Below are 19,560 nucleotides of genomic sequence, written 5' to 3'. Positions count from 1 at the left end.
CATCACCGGTTCTTAACGAAAGTAAGTGCTCTCGGCGGCGCGGTCTGTGCTTCGGTGGGTGCGGACCGATCTTTGGTGGGTGCGGACCGATCTTAGTGGGTGCGGACCGTTGGTCCGCACGCCCCTGTAGAGCCGAGCCTACGCTCGGCTCCACACACTGGCCGGAAAGCAGCCGAGCATGGCTCGGCTCTACAGAACGCAATGTCAGACGATCACGGCCGCAGCAACACCTTGCCGTTACGGCCCGAACCCGCACCGGCCTTCGCTGCCCGGACGATATCGTCCAGCGCGAAGATCTGCTCCACCGGCAGGGTCAGCTCGCCGCTCGCCGCACGCTTCAGCAGTTCGCCAACCAGCCGGCGCTTGTCCTCCACCGCCATCGCCTGGCTGACCTTGCTGCCCCAGAAGCCCTTCACCGTCGCTTCCTTGTAGATCAGGCCGCCGGCCGGGATGCGCATCGGTTCGCCGCTCATCACGCCGAACGACACCAGCGTGCCGTTGTGGCCGAGCAGGTCGACCAGGTCACCGCTGGCGTCGCCGCCGATGGAATCCACGGCGGCCGCCGCCTGTGCTTCGCCGGTCGCTTCACGAACGCGATCCTTCCAGCCGTCCACCGAGGTGTCGAACACATGATCGATACCCAGCGCCTGCAACTGTGCGACGGCATCCGCATTGCGCACCAGGTTGGCTACATGCACGCCACGCGCCCGCGCCAGCATCGCCAGCGACTTGCCCACCGCGCCGTTGGCGGTGTTCTGCACGATCCACTGGCCCGCCTCGACGTGCAGGAACTCCAGCAGCATCAGCGCGCTCAGCGGCATGGCGATCAGCTGCGCGGCCATTTCGTCGGGGATCGCCTCCGGCATCGGAATCACCATGCGTGCCGGCGCGATGAAGGCCTCGGCCCAGGTACCGTGTACAGAGGCTGCGGCGACGCGCTGGCCGATCTGCAGGCCGTCGACACCATCGCCGAGTGCATCGACCACGCCCAGCGCTTCACTGCCACCGATCGCCGGCAGGGTCGGCTTGTAGCCGTAGAGGCCGCGCACGGTCAGCAGATCGTGGTTGTGGATCGAGGCCAGCACGGTGCGGATGCGCACCTCGCCGGGGCCGGGCTCGGGCAGCGGCGCATCGGCAATGGCAAGGACGTCGGCCGGGTTGCCGAAGGAGGGGTACTGGGCAGCGCGCATGGGTGGTGTTCCGGGGAAAGTGGATGTTGTACCGAACTGGGGCCGCAGGGGCTGTCGACAAGGCGCCGCAGCTGCAACACGGCATCCTGCGACTGATCGTCGCGACATGTGCTGATTACCGCATCTTGTGTTGACGGTTCGGGATATCCCCACTATGTTGTGGCCGTCACTCCCGGTCAGCCGCCGCCGCCGGACATGCAGCAAACGTCCCGCGGCCCGCCCCTGAAGGCTTGCCGTGTCGACGCGGCCGCCATCGTGCGGACGCAGGTCGCCCCCACGGCCCGGATACCGGCCGCAGGCGCAGGCAGATGCCGACGACCTACGTTCCCGTGCCCTGGCAATCCACCCGTTCGCCCCGTGCGCCGGTATCGCGTTCAGGGCCGCCATGGCATCGACCGCCAACGCGCGTGCGAGCCTGGAGTTTCACCACCATGACCGACAGTACCTTCCGCGTGGCCGATCTGGCCGGCGCTGGCGACGCCTTGCGCGCCGGTGGCGAGCGCGTGCCGACCTGGATCACCAAGGAGGCCGGCAACCGCCGCCTGCCGTTCGAGGCCGAGCGCCTGCAGCGCAGCATCGACGCCGTGCATGCCGAGTTCCCGCAGCTGGACGTGAGCGACTATCGCCGCGTGGTGCAGGCGATGGTCGAGCGCAAACCGAGCATCAGCGCCGACGACCTGGTCGATCTGCTGATCCGTGAGGCCGAATCGCGGGTGGACCTGGTTGCACCCGAGTGGGAACAGTTTGCCGCGCGCATCTACCTGCGCCGCCTGTACAAGCGTGCCAGCCGCAACCGCTTCTACGATGTCAGCCTGAAGTACGGTTCGTATGTGGGCCTGCAGGAGAGCCTGGCTGACCGCGGCATCTACAGCAACGACATCCTGCGCTGCTATTCGAAGGAAGAGCTGCAGCAGGCCGGCGAGATGATCGACCCGGAGCGCGACCGCCTGTTCGCCTACAACGGCCTGTACCTGCTGGCCACGCGCTATCTGGCCAGCGACCGCAGCCGCGAGGTCTACGAACTGCCGCAGGAGCGCTGGCTGACCATCGCGCTGTACCTGATGCAGGAGGAAAAGCCGCGCGAGCGGCGCATGCAGCTGGTCGGCGAGGCGTACTGGGCGCTGTCCAACCTGTACATGACCGTCGCCACACCGACCCTGGCCAATGCCGGCAAGGTGGGTGGGCAGCTGTCCAGCTGCTTCATCGACACGGTGGACGACAGCCTGCAGGGCATCTATGACTCCAACACCGATATCGCCCGCGTGTCCAAGCACGGTGGCGGCGTCGGCGCCTACCTGGGCTATGTGCGCAGCAGCGGCGCGCCGATCAGGGGCGTGGCCAATTCCTCCGGTGGCGTGGTGCCGTGGATCAAGCAGCTCAACAACACCGCGGTGTCGGTTGATCAGCTTGGCCAGCGCAAGGGCGCGGTGGCGGTGTACCTGGACATCTGGCACCGCGACATCGAAGCGTTCATGGACCTGCGCCTCAACAACGGCGACCAGCGCCTGCGCGCGCACGATGTGTTCACTTCGGTGTGCGTGCCGGACCTGTTCATGGAAGCGGTGGAGCGCCGCGCCGACTGGTACCTGTTCGACCCGCACGAGGTGAAGCAGGCCAAGGGCTGGTACCTGCAGGACTTCTACGATGAGACGCGCGGCGCGGGCAGCTTCCGCGACCGCTATGCCGAACTGGTGGCCGACGAGCGCATCAGCCGCCGCACGGTGAAGGCGATCGATCTGTTCAAGCGGATCATGCTCAGCCAGTTGGAGACCGGCAATCCGTTCCTGTTCTACCGCGACGAGGTCAACCGCCGGAACCCGAACAAGCACGCGGGCATGATCTATTCCAGCAATCTATGCACCGAGATCCTGCAGAACATGAGCCCGACGCGGATGATCCAGGAGATCGTCAGCGGCGACCAGATCGTCACCACGCGCCGCGCCGGTGACTTCGTGGTCTGCAACCTGTCCTCGATCAACCTCGGCCGGGCAATCAGTGCGCCGGATGACCTGCTGGCCACCGACGTGCTGGAGCGCCTGATCCCGATCCAGGTGCGCATGCTCGACAACGTGATTGACCTCAACGCGCTGCCGGTGCCGCAGGCCACCATCACCAACCGCAAGTACCGCGCCATCGGCCTGGGCACGTTCGGTTGGCACCACCTGCTGGCGCAACAGGCGATCCAGTGGGAATCACCGGATGCCGAGGATCTGGCCGACCGTCTCTACGAGCGCATCAACTTCCTGACCATCCAGGCCAGCGCGCAGCTGGCGAAGGAGAAGGGCAGCTACCCGATGTTCGCGGGCAGCGACTGGCACAACGGGCGTTACTTCCGTGACCGCGACTACAGCGGCGCCGCGTGGGACAGCCTGGCCCGCGAGGTCGCCACGCACGGCCTGCGTAACGGCTGGTTGCTGGCCGTGGCGCCGAACATGAGCACCGCGCAGATTGCCGGTTCCACCGCGTCGATCGACCCGATCTACAGCGCGTTCTACTACGAGGAAAAGAAGGACTTCCGGCGGCCGGTGGCTGCGCCGGGCCTGTCGCTGGAAACCTGGCCGTACTACGAGAAGGGTGCCTACAAGGTCGACCAGTTCGCCAGCGTGCGCCAGAACGCGCGCCGCCAGCGCCATGTCGACCAGTCGATCAGCTTCAACCTGTACGTGCCTAGCACGATCCGCGCCAGCACGCTGCTGGAGCTGCATCTTAGCGCCTGGCGGGAAGGGTTGAAAACCACCTACTACGTGCGCTCCAACGACATCGACATCAGCGAATGCGAGTGGTGCTCCAGCTGATCGCTGCGCCCCCAGTAGAGCCGAGCCCACGCTCGGCTCAGAGGCGAACAGCAGCCGAGCATGGGCGCGGCGCTACATCCGCAACGCACGTAATACGAAGGTAAACGACCATGGCAACCCCCCTCGACCGCATCAAGATTCTCGAACCGCGCCATCCCAACCGCAGCACCGGCATCATCAACGGCCGTACCAGCGGCATCCTCAACTGGAACGATATCCCGTATCCGTCGTTCTATCGGGCCTACAAGGAGCTGTCGACCAACTTCTGGATTCCCGACGAGGTTGACATGAAGCTCGATGCCCGCCAGTACGGCGAGCTCAACGCACGTGAAAAGAACGCCTACGATTCGATCATCGGCCTGCTGGCCACGCTCGATTCGCCGCAGACGCGCTTCATCTACAACGTGGCCGAGTACATCACCGACCCGGCCGCGCATGCCAATGCGGCGATCATCGGCCAGCAGGAAGTGATCCACAACGAGAGCTACAGCTACGTGCTGGCCTCGATCACCGACCTGCCGAACCAGAACCGCATCTTCGAGATCGCCCGCACCCACCCGACCATCATCAAGCGCAATGCCCCGATCATGGGCGCGTATGACGACTTCATGCGCGAGAAGACCGCCGAGACCCTGCTCAAGTCGCTGATCCAGTCCTCGATCCTGGAAGGCATCAACTTCTATTCCGGGTTCGCGTACTTCTACAACATGGTGCGGCAGAACCGCATGAACGGCACCGGCAAGATCATCAGCTTCATCAACCGCGACGAGCTGGCGCATACCAAGTTCATCAGCGAGCTGATCCGCGCCATCATCGGCGAGAACCCGGAGCTGCAGACCAACGAGTTGACCGCCTACGTGCACCAATCGTTCGAACATGCGATCGAGCTGGAGACGCAGTGGTCGTCGGAGGTGCTGGATGGCATCGATGGCATCGACGTGGACGAGATGGTGCGCTACGTGAAATACCGCGCCAACAAGATGGCCGGCATGCTCGGCATCGAGCGCCTGTACAGCGACACGACCGACAACGTGATGCCGTGGATCAAGGCCTACGCCGACAACTTCACCGAAACCAAGACCGACTTCTTCGAGATGCGCAATGCAAGTTACAAGAAGACCAACGTCGACAACGGCTTCGACGACCTCTGAGCCCAGCGCCGCGCTGAGCATCCTGGTGGTGGTTGCCTCCCTGAGCGGCAATACCCGCGAGCTCGGCCGGCAGATCGCCGAGCGCTGCCGCGCCGCAGGTCATGCCGTGCACTGGCAGGAGGCCGACGACCTGCGCCAGGTACCGCCGCTGGCTGCAGACGAGGCCGACTTGGTGCTGCTGGGCTGCTGGACCGACAACGCCGGCCGCACGCCGTCGGAGATGAAGGCATGGGTGGCCGGTATCGCCGAGCGCGGCGAGCGGCCACGGCAGCTGGCGGTGTTCGGCACCGGCGAAACGCAGTGGGGGCAGGAGTATTACTGCGGTGCCGTGCACCGGCTGATCCGCTATTTCCGCAGCGACTACCCGCCGCTGGAGATCGAACAGATGCCGCATGGCGAGCGTCATGCCGAAGCCATCGAGGCCTGGACCGATGCGGTCCTGGCCCATTACTGGAGCAACACCGATGCAGATCATCGACGCCACCACGCCTGAGCAGTTCCAGCAGCTGCTGGCCGAGCACCCGCGGGTGCTGGTGGATTTTCACAAGGACCAGTGCCCGGGCTGCCGGATGCTGGAGGTGTCGTTGCATCGCGTGGCCAACAGCGTGGCGGGGCAGGGCACGACCCTGCTGCGCGTGCAGCTGGAGGTGCTGGGTGAGGCGTTCTTCAGGGAGCTGGGACTGCGTCAGACGCCGACGCTGTCCCTGTTCCGTGACGGTGATGAGCGCACGCGCCTGGCCGGGTTCCAGTCACCGCAGCAGATCGAGGCCGCGATCGCGTTGCATTTGTAGAGCCGAGCCCATGCTCGGCTGCCGTTCGCGCGGTGAGCGATGAGTCGAGCATGGCCCGACTCTACAAGGGCATCCACGCATGGCGTGGATCTACCGGGGCAGGGTCCGTGGTTCGGCGTCAGGCTCCGCTGAAGGTATCCACCAGCAGCTTCACGTTCAACACCACGATCACCAGCGCGATCACCCAGGCAATCGCGCCCAGCCAGCGTGGTGCCACCAGCGCGCCCATCGTCACTTTGTCTGTCACGATCCGCACCAGGGGAATGATCGCGAACGGCAGCTGCATCGACAGCACCACCTGGCTCAGCACCAGCAGCTTCACCGCGCCCTGGTCGCCGAACAGCATGATCACCACCACCACCGGAATGATCGCCAGTGCGCGCGTGATCAGCCGACGCAGCCACGGCGGCAGGCGCAGGTGCAGGAAGCCTTCCATCACGATCTGGCCGGCCAGCGTGGCGGTCACTGTCGAATTCAGGCCCGAGGCCAGCAAGGCAATCGCAAACAGTGTCGCCGCCGCGCCCACGCCCAGCATGGGCGCCAGCAGCTGGTGGGCCTGCTCGATGTCTTCCACATCAAACCGGCCATTGGCATGGAACACCGCCGCCGCCAGGATCAGGATGCTGGCGTTGATGAACAGTGCCAGGGTCAGCGCGAGGGTGCTGTCGGTCACCGCCCAGCGCAGCGCGCTGCGACGGCCCTCGTCGGTGCGCGGATAGGCGCGGGTCTGCACGATGGAAGAATGCAGGTACAGGTTATGCGGCATCACGGTGGCGCCGATGATGCCGATGGCGATGTACAGCGCGTGCGGATCAGTCACTACCTGCGCGCGCGGAATGAATCCGCCCAGCACCTCCATCACCGGCGGTGCGGCCAGCGCGATCTGCACCATGAAGCAGCCGAAGATCACCATCAGCAGCGCGATCACGAAGGCTTCCAGCGCCCGGAATCCGCAGTTCATCAGCAGCAGTACCAGCAGTGTATCCAGCGCGGTGATAACCGCACCCCACAGCAGCGGCAGTTCGAACAGCAGCTTCAATGCGATCGCGGTGCCGATCACCTCGGCCAGGTCGCAGGCGACGATCGCTGCCTCGCACAGCGCCCACAGCGCCAGGTTCACCGGCTTCGGGTACCGCGCGCGGCAGGCCTGCGCCAGGTCCATGCCGGTGGCGATACCCAGCCGCGCCGACAGTGCCTGCAGGATCACCGCCATCAGGTTGGATATGAGGATGACCGACAGCAGCAGGTAGCCGAAGCGCGAACCGCCGGCGAGGTCGGTGGCCCAGTTGCCCGGGTCCATGTAGCCGACCGAGATCATGTAGCCCGGGCCGAGGAAGGCCAACAGACGGAACCACCAGTGACCCTTGTCGGGCACCGCTACCGAGGCGTTGAGCGCGCCCAGGCTGGCCGCAGTGGAGGCCGAAGGGTCGCGGGGCGCCAGGGTGTTCATGGGTCCGAATATAGCTCCTGCTATAGTCATTAGCAATGTGAAACAATCGTCTTTATCGCGTTACTGGTCCAGAATTCAGTTTCAAACCCGGAGTAGACCGGAAGGACAGGCGCAGGCGTGGGCAAGACCGACGATTCGACATCGCTGAAAAGCACCCCCTTGATCGAGGCCGAGCGCCAGGTCGAGAGCTTCCGGCAAGTGCGCGAAGCGCACCGGATGGAGCTGGTGGAGGACTATGTCGAGCTGATCTCGGACCTGCTGGCCGACGGCGGCGAGGCCCGCCAGGTCGATATCGCCACCCGCTTGGGCGTGGCCCAGCCCACCGTGGCGAAGATGCTGCGGCGCCTGGCCCGCGATGGCTGGGTGGTGCAGCGGCCGTACCGCGGCGTGTTCCTGACCCCGGAAGGCGAGGCGCTGGCCCATGCCAGCCGCCAGCGCCACCAGACCGTGGAGCGATTCCTGCTGGCGCTGGGCGTGGACCCGGATACCGCACGGCGTGATGCCGAGGGCATCGAGCACCACGTGAGCGAGCAGACGCTGGCCTTGTTTGAAGCGTTCGTGCGCAAGGCCGAGGGCGGGGCGCCGTAACGGTAGCGTCGGGCCATGCCCGGCGGCCGTTCGCGCGATCCCGGTTTTTGTAGAGCCGAGCCATGCTCGGCTGCCGTTTGCACGGTGATGGAATGCGTCGAGCATGGCTCGACGCTACAGGTCAGGCGGGCAGCGGGCCTGTACCTGCGCGCACGCCCGTTTCGTCCATTCCTTCAACACCGGTTGCAGGCCTTTATAGCGCCGGCCTTGCCAGCCATTGGCCAGCACCTTGCCGTCGGCATCGATCAGCACCAGGTTCGGCGGTGCCAATCCGGCCAATGCCTGCAGGGCCGGCATGCGCGCGGCGCGGCGCGGGTCCAGCACCGGCCACGGCATGTCCTGCGCGTGCATGTAGCGGCGCAGCGCGCTCTCGCTCTCATCCTGGCTGACGTACACCACTTCGGTATCGGCGCCGGCTTGGCGCAGGGCATCACGCACACTGCGCAGTGTGGGTACGAAGGCATGGCACGGTGCACACCAGTCGTCACCGAAGTACAGCGCCACCAGTTTCGGCGGCTGCGTCCATTGCATCGGTCGCAGCGAGCGCTGTTCCGGCCGCATCAGCGAGGCCGAGACCTGCGCGTGCAGGTCCGCAGCCGTCGCCGGTGCGGCCAGCAGCACGGCACAGGCCAGCAACAACGCTCGCAGAGCTTCAGAACGCATAGCGCAGGTTGACGTACCACGAACGCGCGAAGCGCGGCCCGTAGACATAGTCGCTGTCACGCAGCGCGCCCACTTCCAGATCTTTCTGGCGCTGATCGAACACGTTCTTGACGCCCGCGGCCACCGACACTTCCTGCTGCGCCTGCGCGCCCAGGTGGCGGTGCCAGCGCGCACCAAGATCGGTGACCAGGAACGAACGCGTACGGTGCAGCTCGCCCAACCGGTTGTTCAGCACCGACATCGGCCCGGTATGGCGCAGCGCGACGAAGGTTTCCCACGGTTCGGCGGGCATCCAGCTGAGCTGCGCCAGGCCGGTCCAGCGCGGGGTCTTCAGGTAGTCGCGGCTTTCGATGATGGTGTCGCCACCGTCGCCGGTGTCGTCGTAGATGCGCTGCGGTTCGCGGAAGCGCGAGCGGTACCACGAGGCACCGGCGGTCAGGCGCCACTGCGGCGACGGCTGCCAGCCGAGGTTGGTTTCCGCCCCCAGTACGTTGGAGCCGGAGGCGTTGTAGCGCAGTTGGCTCAGTTGTCCGTCATCGCCGCGCTGGATCTCGCCCAGCGCGAAGGTATCGCGGATGCGTGCATAGGAGGCGGTAGCATCCCAGCTCCACACCGGATTGGCCGGGTCCGAGCGCCAGTCGAAGCCGAACAGGGTGGTCAACGCGCGCTCTTCCTTCAGGCCATCGGTGTTGCGCACGCGCACCTGCTCGCCACCCAGCGTATCGACGTGCACGTCCTCGACGAAGATCTCCGGTGCACGGAAGCCGGTGGCGACGCCGGCGCGCCACTTCAGGTTCGGGGTGGCCTGCCAGGCCAGCGCGATGCGCGGCGAGAACACCGCGCTGTCCAGCTCCGAGCTCTTGTCCACGCGTGCGCCCAGTACCAGGTCGACGTTGTCGCGCAGGCTCCACTCGTCCTGGATGAAGGCGCCCAGGTTGTGGAAGGTTGCATCTTCCAGCATCGCCAAGCGCTGCCCGTCACCGGTGCGGTTGTCGTCGCGCAGCGCCTCGTGCTTGTACTGCACGCCGAAGGCCAGCGCGTGCGCGCCCAGCCGCCAGTTCAACTGGCTGTCGATGTAGTGCAGCGGGTTGTGGGTGCGGCCGTACTGGCGCCACGAACGCGAGGCCGCGCTGCCGGCCACGTTGGGATCCAGCTGCGAGGGGTCATAGCCGGGTGCAGACGGATCGGTAACCACGTCGCCAAGACCGCCATAGAAACTGTCGCGGTCGATGTCGGCGAAGGCATAGGCCAGGCGGAAATCGACGTCGGCATTGATTTCCTGATCCCACGACACGCTGCCGCGCCGGTATTTCGTATCCAGCGATTCGGCGATGTTGGCCAGGTATTCGGGCTGATCCAGTCGATTGCCGCCACGCCGGGTTTCATCGGTCACCTGCAGGTCCAGGCGCAGCCGCGTGCCCGGCGTGGGCGCGTACCAGGCCTGCAGCCCGCCGACCTTGAGGTTCTTGCGGGTGATCTCGGTGTAGCCGTCACCGTTGTAGTCGATGCCGCTGTTCCAGTTGCGCTGGGCAATCACTGAAAGCCCGGCGTCGGCATCTTTCGCCACCAGGTCCAGGCGCACGTCGGCATTCTTCTGCGGTGTGCCCTTCAGGACATCCACGCCGGCCTGCACATGGCCACCGCTGCGCGCCGGCAGCGGCGGAATCAGGTTGATCACACCGGCCACTGCACCCGGGCCGTACAGCGCCGAGCCACCGCCCTTGACCACTTCGATGCGGTCGACGAACCCGGCCGGGATCTGTTCCAGGCCGTACACGCTGCCCAGCGTGGACAACAGCGGGATGCCATCGAACAACAGCTGGTTGTAGGCACCGGGCAGGCCCAGCAGCTGCACTTCGCTGGTGTTGCAGTTCTGGCAGTTGCTTTCCACGCGCAGGCCGTTGATCAGCTCGGCGGCGCGCGAGAAGTCGGTGGCCGCGCGCAGAGCGATGTCTTCCTTGCGCAGCACTTCGGTGCGGATCGGGACATCCGATAGCAGGCGTTCGCTGCGGGTGGCGGTGCTGACCTTGACCTGCACGCGGTCCAGCTCGGTCGGTTTCGGAGTGGCGGCCAGTGCGGGCAGCGGCAGGGTCAGGGCAATGGCGGCGGCCAGGGGCAGCCGATGGAAGAGGGGCGTGGCAACGGGCATGAGGGCGTCGTCCTTGGGAGAAGAAAGGCGGCGAGGGCGACCTGGCTGACGCATATGAAAGCAGTGGCTTATGAATATAGCAAGTGCTATATAACGAAGCCGAGGCAATTGCGCTTGGGGCGCCAGTCGAGTCAGATCATGTTTGTGTTATAACATTACACAAAACGACCGCAACCCTGCCGGTGGTCATGTCCATAGGATGGAGTTGCCGTGTAGGCGCGGTCGGATCGTCAGCCGCGACGGAATGCGGCGGGGGTACGGGCGCCGACGATGATCATGCGGATCATCGTGGAGATCTGTTCGACCAGTTCCGGATCCTTCTCCGGTGGCAGGTCCATGGCGGTGGCGCCCATCGCGAACACCAGCCGGGTGATGGCCTTGGCCACCAGTTCCGGGGCATGCAGTACCGCGCCATCCAGTGCGGCCAGGCGCACCAGATCGTGCTGCAGCTCTTCCTCGAAGTAGTGCAGCTCGCGTTCGACCGCGTGCTTGAAATCGTCCGAGCCGACCGCGCCTTCCCGCAGCAGTACGTGCAGCAGCTTGTCGTCGGCGCGCAGCTGCTCCATGAAGGTCTCCACCGAGACCCGCACCACGCTGGTAGCGGTGGAGGTGGCGCGCTGGCGGGCCTCGCCGATGATGGTGCGCAGCGAACGGCCGGCTGCATCGATCAGCGCCACGGCCAGTTCGTCCATGTCGCGGAACTGCCGGTAGAAGCTGTTCGGCGCAATGCCGGCCTCACGTGCCACTTCGCGCAGGCTGAGCGTGGACAGGCTGCGGTGCGGCCCGATCAGTTTCAGGGCGGCGGCCAGCAGATCCTCGCGGGTCACCGTACGGCGGGCCGGGCTGTTGGCATCTTCGGGCGTCGACAAGGCTGTGGCGGCGGCCATGGGGGTTCCGGTAGGGCGAGGCTGAATCATACCCAATCCGGTTCAATATACACATGTATACACAGGTGTATGTGCGCCCGTATAGTTCACTCATGAGCGCTGTCGTCCGTCCGTCCCTGTTCTCTCCGTACCGCTGGGTGTCGCCGTCGCTGTTCGATTTCTGGGCGGGCCAGCTCAATCCCCTGTGGACCCTGCGCGAGCCGGTGGCCCGCCTGGTCCGCCGCGAGCCGGCTGGCGAGGGCGCGGCGACCCTGGTCCTGCGCACCAACCGGCACTGGGCCGGCATGCGCGCCGGCCAGCACGTTACCCTCGGCGTCGAGATTGAAGGACGCCTGTGGCAGCGCAGCTACAGCCCCACCGCACTGGGTCGGCGCGAGCTGGCGATCACCGTCAAGGCGATCGACGGCGGCCGGGTCAGCCAGCATCTGGTCAACCATGCACAGCCGGGCGAACTGTTCCGCCTCGATGCCGCCTTCGGCGAGTTCCATATGCCGGCCGCGGCGCCGGTGCTGCTGCTGGCTGCCGGCAGTGGCATCACGCCGATGCGCAGCCTGTTGCGCGACGCCTGCCAGCGGCCGCTGGCAGCACCGGTGGACCTGTTCTACTGGGAGCGCACTGCTGCCCATCTGCAGTTCCGTGATGAACTGCGGGCGCTGGCTGCGGCACATCCGAACCTGCGCGTGCATCTGCTGGCCACCCGCGAGGGTGAGGCGCCGGCCGCGAGAATTGATACCCATGATCTGCAGGTGGCCGGTGATGACACGCCGCTTGCGCAGCGCCATGTGCTGGCTTGCGGCCCGGACGGCTTCGTTGCCGCTGCGCGCGAACGCCTGGCGCACCAGGTGGCCGGCTTCCAGGCCGAAGCCTTCACCCCGCCGGCGCCGCTGCGCGATGCCAGCAGCGAAGGAGAGGTGTCGCTGACGCTTGCGCGCAGTGGCCGCCAGCTGAGCGTGCCGCGTGGCCGCTCGCTGCTGGAAAGCCTCGAAGCCCATGGCATCAAGCCCAAGCACGGCTGCCGCATGGGTATCTGCAACAGCTGCAGCTGTGACCGCGTCAGTGGCGCCACCCGCCACCTGCGCACCGGCGACCTGCAGTCCGAGTCGGCACAGCCGGTGCGGATCTGCGTGAGCGCACCGACCACCGACCTTACCCTGGATCTCTGAGGACGCCTGCCATGACCCGCGCTACCGACCGTGCCCTGAGCACCGCCGAGATGCATGCCTTCGGTGAGGAGCTCGATGCGATCCGCGACCGTGTGATCGGCAGCCTCGGCGCCTCCGATACCCGCTACATCCGCCGCGTGGCTGCCGCCGTGCGCTGGTTCGGCGTAGGCGGCCGTGGCCTGCTGTTCCTGGCGGCATTCTCGCCGCTGTTCTGGATGCCGCTGCTGTGGCCGGCCGCGATCACCGGCACGCTGCTGCTGGCGCTGTCGAAGATCCTGGAGAACATGGAGCTGGGCCACAACGTCATGCACGGCCAGTTCGACTGGACCGGCGACCCCAAGCTCAATGGCAACACCTACGAGTGGGATATCGTTGCCACCGCCGACAACTGGCGCAAGACCCACAATTTCCGCCACCACACCTACACCAACGTGCGTGGCATGGACGATGACATCGGCTACGGCCTGCTGCGCATCTTCCCGGAACAGCGCTGGAAGCCGTTCTACCTGCTGCAGCCGATCATCGCGCCGATCTTCGCGCTGCTGTTCCAGTGGGGAGTTGCCGCGCAGGACCTGCGCCTGGGTCGTTGGCTGAAAGGTCGCATCAGCGGCCGTGCGATGTGGATGCAGACCCGCCCGGTGGCGCGGAAAATGGCCCGCCAGGTGCTGAAGGACTACGTGTTCTTCCCGTTGCTGGCCGGCCCGTTCTTCCTCACCGTGATGCTGGGCAACATGGTGGCCAACGGCCTGCGCAACATCTGGACCTACGTGATCATCTTCTGCGGCCACTTCACCGCCGAGTCGGAAACCTTCCCGAAGGAATGCCTGCGCAATGAATCGCGCGGCCACTGGTACCTGCGTCAGCTGCGCGGTTCGTCCAACATCAGCGGCGGCTTCCTGATCAATGTGCTGTCGGGCAACCTCAGCCACCAGATCGAGCACCACTTCTATCCGGACCTGCCGGCCAACCGCTATGCGGCCATCGCCAAGGAAGTGAAGGACATCTGCCGCCGCTACGGCCAGCACTACAACAACGGCTCGCTGCCGCGCCAGTTCGGCCAGGTGGTCTGGCGCATCCTGCGTCACGCGTTCCCCAGCAAGCCGCGCCGCCTGCCGATGTCGGACATCATGTCCGCACCGGCATCGGCCAACGCGGGCTGATCGACTCATCCCGCTTTTGCCAGGTCCGCGTGCTCGCGGTCCAGGCGTCGCAGGAACACCTGCATTTCCTTGCGTGCCTGCTGGTCGCCCTTGCTGCCGGCCACGCTCAAGCCGCGCTGCCATGCTTCGCGCGCCGCCTGCGGCTGGCCACTGGCCAGCCAGGCTTTGCCCAGCAGCTTCCAGGCGGCCGAGTACTGCGGATCAAGCACCACGCAACGGCCCAGATGGGTCGCTGCGCGCACCGGGTTGCCGGCATCCAGCCAGCCCTTGCCCAGGCCGAAGCGCAGCAGCGCGCCGTCCTTGCCGGCCGCAAGCATGCATTCCAGAGCTTCAATGTTCATCAGCGCACCTCCACCAGCAGTTCGGTGGGGCCGGGCTGGAAGCGGCCGCGATGGAACAGCAGCGGCGCGCCGCCGTTCTCGTGCACCTCGATGATGCGTCCGGCCAGCAGCAGGTGATCGCCCACCGGCCACATCGCGTGGCGGGTACAGGTGAGATGGGCGACTGCACCGGCGATGCGTGGTGGGCTGTCCTCGTCGTCATCCAGCAATGCCAAGCCGTCGAAGCGGTTGCGTACCTGTGGATCGGCAAAGCGGCGGGCCAATGCTTCCTGGTCGGCTGCCAGCACGCTGATCGCAAAGCGGGTGGCGCGCTGGAAGGTGGACAGGCTCTGCGCGTGCAACGCCAGGTTCCACAGCACCAGCGGCGGCTGCAATGACACCGGCACGAACGAATTGATGGTCAGGCCGATGGGTTTGCCCTGCGCATCGCGCGCGCAGACGATGGCCACGCCGGTAGGAAAGTGGCCGAGCAGCCGCCGCAGGGCCCGCGGCGGCATCTCGACCGACGGCACCGGGGCCGGGGCGGGGAAAACCCCCGCCCACGGCCCGGCGTACGGCAGTGTCTCGCCGCTCATGAGGCCCTGGCCTGGCGGTAGCGCCGGCCGACCTCGGCCCAGTTGATGATGTTGAAGAACGCACCGATGTAGTCCGGGCGACGGTTCTGGTAGTGCAGGTAGTAGGCGTGTTCCCAGACATCCAGTGCGAGGATCGGAGTGTTGCCGGACAGGCCGACGGCTGCACCCATCAGCGGGCTGTCCTGGTTGGCGCTGCTTTCCACCTGCAGGCGGCCATCGCGATCGCTGGTCAGCCAGGCCCAACCGCTGCCGAAACGGGTCTGCGCGGCCTTGGTGAAGGCGTCCTTGAAGGCATCGAAACCGCCGAGGTCGCGGTCGATGGCCGCTGCCAGTTCATGATCGGGTGCGCCACCGCTGGCGCTGAGCACGGTCCAGAACAGGCTGTGGTTGGCGTGGCCGCCGCCGTTGTTGCGGACTGCGCCACGCTGCGCCTCGGGCACGGCATCGAGGTTGGCGATCAGCGCCTCGATCGGCTGCTCGGCGATGCCGGCCTGCTCGATGGCGGTGTTGAGGTTGTTGACGTAGGTCTGGTGGTGCTTGCTGTGGTGGATCTCCATCGTGCGCGCATCGAAGTGCGGCTCGAGGGCGTCATAGGCATAGGGAAGCGGGGGAAGCGAGTACGACATCGAAGCAATCTCCGTGGGGAAGGCCAGAGAGGCTGGCCGTGGGGAGATCGTTATCGCACCTCAACATTGGTTGAGGTCAAGGGGAAGGATTGAAATGCGTGAAAGGGAGCAAGAGCGACGTTGTAGTGCCGGCCACTGGCCGGCAATCAGCGAAGGTCGGGTTGGCGGCCAGCAGCCGGCACTACGAGAACCCGCTTTTCGAACCTCACCGGCGCGCTGATGTGTTGCCCGCGCTCGCAGGAAACCGTCGGGTGGCGGGGGAAGGGGCTGGCCGGGACCGTTGGCGCCATGGATGGCGCCATCGAGCCCCCAAGGATGGGTTTACGGCGTGTCCCGGCCAGCCCCTTCCCCCGCCACAACCGATATCAACAAAAGCGCCGGCAGACGAACCCGCCGCCAGCGCCTTCATCAACTCAACTCAACCAATCCTTGCACGCACCATCCACCTGGTCCCCGCACGCCTGCTGCATCCGCTGCTGCAGCCGCGCCAGCGTCTCCGCGCCCTGGTGCTTGCCGCTCCACGTCTTCAACTGCCCGGCCAGGCGCTCGAAACGCTGGCGGGTACGCTGGTGGTAACCCGAAGGCTGCGCTTCCAGTTCGGCGATCAGCGAGGCGGTGGCCTGCTCGATGCGTGGTGCGTCGTCCGGCGCCAGCTTCAGCAGGCCCTCCACGTACAGCACGCCCCACTGCACGCGGGTGGCCGGGCCCTGCGCACCGTCGTAGGCACGCTTCAACCACTCCAGCGCACCGGCGGTGTCGCCGCGCTGCTCGGCCAGTTCGGCCAGCTCGGGCATGTAGTAGTACGGCTGTTCGCTGCGCTTCAGCTCAGCCAGCAACAGCGACTCGGCGCCTGCGTCGTCACCGACCTGGCGCAGTGCGTAGACCGCGCTGCTGATCGTGGCCTGGCGCGCATGCGCATCGGTGGCGGCAGCGTCGGCAGCAGCCACGCGCTGCTTGACCCGATCAACCAGGGCCACGGGCAGTGCGCCCTTCGGCTGCTGCTGGCGGGCCAGCGATACTTCGGTCAGCGCACGCGACAACGCGTCGTCGGCGCGGTCGCCGCGCTCGGCATCTGCGCGCTCCAGTGCGACCAGCAGCTGCTGTCCCAGCGTGTTGCTGGTGGCCGGCCCGGCACTGGCCTGCTTGACCAGCTGCACACCTGCATAGCCCAGCAACTCACGGTTGCGGCGTACTTCCGCCGGTTGCGCCAGCACGGCCTGCAGCAGCTCGCGTACTTCGGTGGGCGAGGCATCGGGCTTTTCGGCCGTTGCCAAGGCCAGCAGGGCGAAGCGGCGCTGGAGGGCAGCGTCGGGTGCGGCCTTGGACAACTGGCGCAGCACATCCTGGCTCCTGCGTTCGCCGGCCAGTCGGTTGGCGTCCACTTCCCAGCCGTAGTCACCCAGCACCTGCCAGTCTTCTGCGGCCAGTCGGTCCGGCGTTGCCAACGCGGTGGCCAAGGTGGCGGCAACAGCACTGCGGCGGCCCGCGGCGACGGTCAGTGCCCGGGTCAGTTCGGCGGCGTCATTGCCGCCGGCCACGCGGGTGATTTCGTTGCGCTTTGGGTCCAGCACGATCAGGGTCGGGTAGCCGCGTACGCCGAAGCGCTCGCCCCAGGCCTGCGCACCTTCCTCGTCGCCATCCAGGTAGACGGGAACGAATTTGCTGGTCAGCGCGATGAAGGCCGGGTCCTTGAACAGGCCCGCCTTGAGCTGGTTGCACGGCGGGCACCAGACGGCGCCCCAGTACAGCAGCACCGGCTTGCCGCTGTCGGCGGCCTCGGCGAAGGCATCATCGACGTCGCCCTGGCGCCAGGCGATTCCCTTGGCCGGCGCGGGCGCCTCGGCGGAGTTGGCGGTGGAAACCGGGGCCGGGGTGCAGGCGCTCAGCGCCGAAGCCAGCAGCAACACGGAAAGCGCGACGCGCATCGGCAGCATCTCGAAGGGCAGGGTGACAGGGCATTGTAGGAACGCGCGGGGAACCCGCTGATTCAGTTTGCTTATGACGGGCATGCGGCAGGGCATGACGGCCGCCGGGCATTGGCCGGCGGATGCCTTCAGGCCGCTGCCCGCACCATCTGCTGATACACCAGCCCATTGAACTCGCCGACGTCACCGTCCAGCGTGAAGCCGTAGCGCAGGTAGGTTGGTACTGCATTGAGTGAGGCGCGCACGGTCAGGACCGGCTCGCGCACCAGCGGGAGCACCGCGTCGAACAAAGCATGGCCGATGCCCTGGCCCTGGCAGGCGGGATCGACGAACAGCATCGCCAGGTGCCGGCCTTCCTTCAGTTCGATCACGCCGACGACGCGGCCGTCCTGCTCGGCCACCAGGATGTGGTTGTCGCCCTGCAGGCGCGTACCGAATGCTTCGGCTGCGGCGATATTGCCGAAGGTGGCGATGCCGGCGGCGCTGAGCGAAGGTGCGACCGCCGCAGTGAATGCAGCCAGGCACACCGCGCTGATCGCGGGCAGGTCATCGACGTGGGCAGGGCGGATCCTCGGCATGCAGTGTTCTTCCAGTGGTGGGCGGCGCGTCATCGTTGCCGCAGGCCTGCACGCTAAGCTGGCGGCATGAGTGATTTCAATCCTGCTTACGCTGCCTTGTTTCCGCAACAGGGCCTGAGCCTTGGCCTGATGACGCCTGTCGCCGCACACGGGCTGGCCGATCCGCATGACGCCAGGCGCATCGCACGGCTGGCAGATGACCTGGGCTTTGCCGCGCTGTGGACGCGCGACGTGCCGCTGATGGTGCCGCAGGGTCCGGACGCGACAGCAAGCGCGCTGGATGACCCGTTCCTGTGGCTGGGCATGCTGGCTGCCGCGACCGGACGCATCGTGGTCGGCAGCGCGGCCATCGTGCTGCCATTGCGGCAGCCGCTGCAGGTGGCGAAGTCGGCCTTGAGCCTGGACCGGATCAGCGGCGGACGGTTCGTGCTGGGCCTGGGTTCGGGTGACCGCCCGGAAGAGTTCGCCGCATTCGGCGAGGATCTGGAGGGCAGGGCGGCGACCTTCCGTGAGCGCTGGACCTTGTTGCGCGCGGCGCTGTCACCGGAGGCCGATGAGCGGACCGCCGTACTGCAGGCGACGGGTGGCTTCGACGTGCTGTCGGCGCCGGCAGCGCGCATTCCGATGCTGGTGGTGGGCACTGCACGGCAGAGCTTGCAGTGGATTGCACGCGAGGCCGAGGGCTGGGCCACCTACCACCGCGAGGAAGCTGCGCAGGAGGGACGCATCGGCCTGTGGCAGCAGGCGCTGGCGCAACGCGGTGGCCCATGCAAGCCGTTCGTGCAGTCGATGCTGCTGGATCTGCAGGCGGATCCGCAGGCGCCCGCCGAGCCGCTGCCGCTGGGCCTGAAGGTTGGCCGCGATGGCCTGCGCGACTATCTGCTGCGCGTACATGCGCAGGGCGTCGCGCATGTGATGTTCAACCTGGTCGACAACGGGCGGCCGATGGACGCGGTGCTGCGTGAGATCGGGGAGCAGGTTCTGCCGGATATGCTCCGGTAGGTGTCCACCTTGGTGGGCACGTTCAAGCGGTCGAGCACGGCTCGACTCTACATGGAGTTCGCATCTGCGTATCATTCGCATTTGATATCCCGATGCCGGAGCCCCGTGTGACCCAACGTTCCCCCATGCACCCGACCGGACGCCTGTTCGCCGCGGTCGCTTTCATCGAGGCCGTGACCTGGGCCGGCCTGCTCATCGGCATGTGGATGAAGTACGGCCCGATGGCCAACGTGGCGCTGGTGAAGTTGTTCGGGCCCCTGCACGGCGTGGCCTTCCTGGTGTACGTGGCAGTCACCCTGTTCGCAGCGGTGCGCCTGCGCTGGCCGTGGTGGGCCAGTGCCCTGGCGCTGCTGGCAGCCATCCCGCCGCTGGTGACGCTGCCGCTGGAATGGTGGTTCAAGCGCCGTGGCCTGCTGGGCCTGCGTGCAATGCGCTGAACCCGCTGTTGCATGCCCATTCAAGAGAATGGGTATCAAATGCAAATACGAGCCGTTATCATTTAAGGGTGGTGTCTGGTCCTGAGCAG

At 66.4% G+C, this 19,560-nt stretch carries 19 protein-coding genes; 9 read left to right on the top strand and 10 right to left on the bottom strand.

What is annotated here, in order from left to right:
- Nucleotides 1-212: 212 nt before the first annotated feature.
- A complete protein-coding gene (locus ACW5IY_RS12815; RefSeq protein WP_049437676.1) occupies nt 213-1,190 on the bottom strand; it encodes a zinc-binding dehydrogenase in 978 nt (325 codons plus the stop codon).
- A gap of 431 nt (nt 1,191-1,621) precedes the next feature.
- Between ACW5IY_RS12815 and ACW5IY_RS12810 the strand changes: the two genes are divergently transcribed.
- The 4 genes from ACW5IY_RS12810 (at nt 1,622) to ACW5IY_RS12795 (ending at nt 5,927) form a co-directional block, all read left to right on the top strand.
- Nucleotides 1,622-3,985 carry a ribonucleoside-diphosphate reductase subunit alpha gene (locus ACW5IY_RS12810; RefSeq protein WP_049437674.1) on the top strand — a complete coding sequence of 788 codons (2,364 nt, stop codon included), beginning with the start codon at nt 1,622-1,624 and terminating at the stop codon, nt 3,983-3,985.
- A 110-nt stretch (nt 3,986-4,095) separates the two neighbouring features.
- Complete coding sequence (locus ACW5IY_RS12805; RefSeq protein WP_024957408.1) at nt 4,096-5,136, top strand: ribonucleotide-diphosphate reductase subunit beta; 1,041 nt, start codon at nt 4,096-4,098, stop codon at nt 5,134-5,136.
- Between the two features lie 25 nt (nt 5,137-5,161).
- On the top strand, nt 5,162-5,629 hold the full coding sequence (locus ACW5IY_RS12800; RefSeq protein WP_100049913.1) for a flavodoxin: 468 nt from the start codon (nt 5,162-5,164) through the stop codon (nt 5,627-5,629).
- A complete protein-coding gene (locus ACW5IY_RS12795) occupies nt 5,601-5,927 on the top strand; it encodes a thioredoxin family protein (protein WP_010485192.1) in 327 nt (108 codons plus the stop codon). The genes ACW5IY_RS12800 and ACW5IY_RS12795 overlap by 29 nt, the downstream gene beginning before the upstream one ends.
- Nucleotides 5,928-6,045: 118 nt before the next feature.
- On the opposite strand, the gene ACW5IY_RS12790 is transcribed toward ACW5IY_RS12795, so the two are convergent.
- Complete coding sequence (locus ACW5IY_RS12790) at nt 6,046-7,377, bottom strand: Nramp family divalent metal transporter (RefSeq protein ID WP_049437671.1); 1,332 nt, start codon at nt 7,375-7,377, stop codon at nt 6,046-6,048.
- A gap of 117 nt (nt 7,378-7,494) precedes the next feature.
- Here ACW5IY_RS12790 and mntR point away from each other — a divergent pair, with 117 nt between their 5' ends.
- The gene (mntR, locus tag ACW5IY_RS12785; protein ID WP_014037494.1) at nt 7,495-7,965 is read left to right on the top strand and encodes a manganese-binding transcriptional regulator MntR; all 471 of its coding nucleotides are present in this window, start codon (nt 7,495-7,497) and stop codon (nt 7,963-7,965) included.
- Nucleotides 7,966-8,079: 114 nt separating this feature from the next.
- On the opposite strand, the gene ACW5IY_RS12780 is transcribed toward mntR, so the two are convergent.
- The 3 genes from ACW5IY_RS12780 to fabR form a co-directional block, all read right to left on the bottom strand.
- Nucleotides 8,080-8,628, bottom strand: coding sequence for a thioredoxin-like domain-containing protein (locus ACW5IY_RS12780; RefSeq protein WP_049437669.1), 549 nt, complete (start codon nt 8,626-8,628; stop codon nt 8,080-8,082).
- Nucleotides 8,618-10,777, bottom strand: coding sequence for a TonB-dependent receptor plug domain-containing protein (locus tag ACW5IY_RS12775; RefSeq protein WP_049437666.1), 2,160 nt, complete (start codon nt 10,775-10,777; stop codon nt 8,618-8,620). The genes ACW5IY_RS12780 and ACW5IY_RS12775 overlap by 11 nt, the downstream gene beginning before the upstream one ends.
- 230 nt (nt 10,778-11,007) lie before the next feature.
- The gene (gene fabR / locus ACW5IY_RS12770) at nt 11,008-11,664 is read right to left on the bottom strand and encodes an HTH-type transcriptional repressor FabR (protein ID WP_019336273.1); all 657 of its coding nucleotides are present in this window, start codon (nt 11,662-11,664) and stop codon (nt 11,008-11,010) included.
- 92 nt (nt 11,665-11,756) lie between these two features.
- On the opposite strand from fabR, the gene ACW5IY_RS12765 reads away from it, so the two are divergent.
- Both ACW5IY_RS12765 and ACW5IY_RS12760 read left to right on the top strand, forming a co-directional pair.
- Nucleotides 11,757-12,827, top strand: a complete 1,071-nt coding sequence (locus ACW5IY_RS12765; RefSeq protein ID WP_049437664.1) for a ferredoxin reductase — start codon at nt 11,757-11,759, stop codon at nt 12,825-12,827.
- 11 nt (nt 12,828-12,838) lie between these two features.
- Nucleotides 12,839-13,987, top strand: coding sequence for a fatty acid desaturase family protein (locus ACW5IY_RS12760; RefSeq protein WP_005413710.1), 1,149 nt, complete (start codon nt 12,839-12,841; stop codon nt 13,985-13,987).
- Between the two features lie 5 nt (nt 13,988-13,992).
- Here ACW5IY_RS12760 and ACW5IY_RS12755 read toward each other — a convergent pair whose 3' ends face one another.
- From ACW5IY_RS12755 to ACW5IY_RS12735, 5 genes are all read right to left on the bottom strand, one after another.
- Nucleotides 13,993-14,328 carry a tetratricopeptide repeat protein gene (locus ACW5IY_RS12755; protein ID WP_049437662.1) on the bottom strand — a complete coding sequence of 112 codons (336 nt, stop codon included), beginning with the start codon at nt 14,326-14,328 and terminating at the stop codon, nt 13,993-13,995.
- The gene (locus tag ACW5IY_RS12750) at nt 14,328-14,903 is read right to left on the bottom strand and encodes a flavin reductase family protein (protein WP_043403348.1); all 576 of its coding nucleotides are present in this window, start codon (nt 14,901-14,903) and stop codon (nt 14,328-14,330) included. Before ACW5IY_RS12750 ends, ACW5IY_RS12755 begins: the two co-directional genes overlap by 1 nt.
- Entirely contained in the window at nt 14,900-15,529 is a 630-nt protein-coding gene (locus ACW5IY_RS12745) for a superoxide dismutase (RefSeq protein ID WP_049437660.1), read from the bottom strand. Before ACW5IY_RS12745 ends, ACW5IY_RS12750 begins: the two co-directional genes overlap by 4 nt.
- Nucleotides 15,530-15,942: 413 nt before the next feature.
- Nucleotides 15,943-17,463 (bottom strand): thioredoxin family protein, encoded by a 1,521-nt coding sequence (locus ACW5IY_RS12740; RefSeq protein WP_049437659.1) that lies wholly within the window; start codon nt 17,461-17,463, stop codon nt 15,943-15,945.
- Nucleotides 17,464-17,582: 119 nt separating this feature from the next.
- Complete coding sequence (locus ACW5IY_RS12735; RefSeq protein ID WP_049437655.1) at nt 17,583-18,032, bottom strand: GNAT family N-acetyltransferase; 450 nt, start codon at nt 18,030-18,032, stop codon at nt 17,583-17,585.
- Between the two features lie 66 nt (nt 18,033-18,098).
- Between ACW5IY_RS12735 and ACW5IY_RS12730 the strand changes: the two genes are divergently transcribed.
- Nucleotides 18,099-19,034 (top strand): TIGR03571 family LLM class oxidoreductase, encoded by a 936-nt coding sequence (locus tag ACW5IY_RS12730; RefSeq protein WP_049437653.1) that lies wholly within the window; start codon nt 18,099-18,101, stop codon nt 19,032-19,034.
- Nucleotides 19,035-19,159: 125 nt separating this feature from the next.
- Nucleotides 19,160-19,471, top strand: a complete 312-nt coding sequence (locus ACW5IY_RS12725; protein WP_032129991.1) for a DUF3817 domain-containing protein — start codon at nt 19,160-19,162, stop codon at nt 19,469-19,471.
- The last annotated feature ends 89 nt before the right edge of the window (nt 19,472-19,560 follow it).

The organism is Stenotrophomonas sp. C-A (assembly GCF_054030835.1).
Note: the sequence above shows the minus strand (reverse complement) of the source record. Positions and strands in the feature narration are given on the sequence as shown.

Excerpts from the sequence above, each read along its gene's own strand:
- ACW5IY_RS12815 (WP_049437676.1), bottom strand. The coding sequence starts at position 1,190 with ATGCGCGCTGCCCAGTACCCCTCCTTCGGCAACCCGGCCGACGTCCTT.
- ACW5IY_RS12810 (WP_049437674.1), top strand. The coding sequence starts at position 1,622 with ATGACCGACAGTACCTTCCGCGTGGCCGATCTGGCCGGCGCTGGCGAC.
- ACW5IY_RS12805 (WP_024957408.1), top strand. The coding sequence starts at position 4,096 with ATGGCAACCCCCCTCGACCGCATCAAGATTCTCGAACCGCGCCATCCC.
- ACW5IY_RS12795 (WP_010485192.1), top strand. The coding sequence starts at position 5,601 with ATGCAGATCATCGACGCCACCACGCCTGAGCAGTTCCAGCAGCTGCTG.
- ACW5IY_RS12790 (WP_049437671.1), bottom strand. The coding sequence starts at position 7,377 with ATGAACACCCTGGCGCCCCGCGACCCTTCGGCCTCCACTGCGGCCAGC.
- ACW5IY_RS12780 (WP_049437669.1), bottom strand. The coding sequence starts at position 8,628 with ATGCGTTCTGAAGCTCTGCGAGCGTTGTTGCTGGCCTGTGCCGTGCTG.
- ACW5IY_RS12775 (WP_049437666.1), bottom strand. The coding sequence starts at position 10,777 with ATGCCCGTTGCCACGCCCCTCTTCCATCGGCTGCCCCTGGCCGCCGCC.
- fabR (WP_019336273.1), bottom strand. The coding sequence starts at position 11,664 with ATGGCCGCCGCCACAGCCTTGTCGACGCCCGAAGATGCCAACAGCCCG.
- ACW5IY_RS12765 (WP_049437664.1), top strand. The coding sequence starts at position 11,757 with ATGAGCGCTGTCGTCCGTCCGTCCCTGTTCTCTCCGTACCGCTGGGTG.
- ACW5IY_RS12760 (WP_005413710.1), top strand. The coding sequence starts at position 12,839 with ATGACCCGCGCTACCGACCGTGCCCTGAGCACCGCCGAGATGCATGCC.
- ACW5IY_RS12755 (WP_049437662.1), bottom strand. The coding sequence starts at position 14,328 with ATGAACATTGAAGCTCTGGAATGCATGCTTGCGGCCGGCAAGGACGGC.
- ACW5IY_RS12750 (WP_043403348.1), bottom strand. The coding sequence starts at position 14,903 with ATGAGCGGCGAGACACTGCCGTACGCCGGGCCGTGGGCGGGGGTTTTC.
- ACW5IY_RS12745 (WP_049437660.1), bottom strand. The coding sequence starts at position 15,529 with ATGTCGTACTCGCTTCCCCCGCTTCCCTATGCCTATGACGCCCTCGAG.
- ACW5IY_RS12740 (WP_049437659.1), bottom strand. The coding sequence starts at position 17,463 with ATGCTGCCGATGCGCGTCGCGCTTTCCGTGTTGCTGCTGGCTTCGGCG.
- ACW5IY_RS12735 (WP_049437655.1), bottom strand. The coding sequence starts at position 18,032 with ATGCCGAGGATCCGCCCTGCCCACGTCGATGACCTGCCCGCGATCAGC.
- ACW5IY_RS12730 (WP_049437653.1), top strand. The coding sequence starts at position 18,099 with ATGAGTGATTTCAATCCTGCTTACGCTGCCTTGTTTCCGCAACAGGGC.
- ACW5IY_RS12725 (WP_032129991.1), top strand. The coding sequence starts at position 19,160 with ATGCACCCGACCGGACGCCTGTTCGCCGCGGTCGCTTTCATCGAGGCC.